General features: G+C 39.1%; 1 protein-coding gene. It reads right to left on the reverse strand.

Features of this window, described 5'->3' with window-relative positions:
• A partial coding sequence (locus SB764_RS38635) for a hypothetical protein (RefSeq protein ID WP_410866557.1) occupies positions 1–376 on the reverse strand: 376 nt, incomplete at both ends.

Raw genomic sequence — 376 nt, forward strand, 5'->3', positions numbered from 1 at the left:
CGTACCGGATGAAGATGGATAGCCAGCATAGTTTTGGGAACTATCCGAAACATTAGTCAGTCTATTGCCATCATCGTAAGAATAAGCAAGATTGTCAATGGTTATTGCTGTGCCGGAAGAAGAGTTGGACGTCCTTTTCAATGTGGTAATATTTCCTCCCAAATCATAATCCAGAATCTCATTGTATTCTTTAAGGTATGGATTGGCATCTGTCTGGTAAAACCCTGCTCTTAACCTGTTTGTTCCATCATAACTGTAGCCATATCTTCTCATTATGTTATCGTTGGCCGTTTTCCAATCAACTTCAGTAATACTTCCGTCATATTTTGGTTTTACCTTCAGATCAGGATAATCATTATTAGGGGTTTCAGCACCT

This window comes from Paraburkholderia sp. SIMBA_027, assembly GCF_046535315.1.
Classification (GTDB): Bacteria; Pseudomonadota; Gammaproteobacteria; order Burkholderiales; family Burkholderiaceae; genus Paraburkholderia; species Paraburkholderia tropica.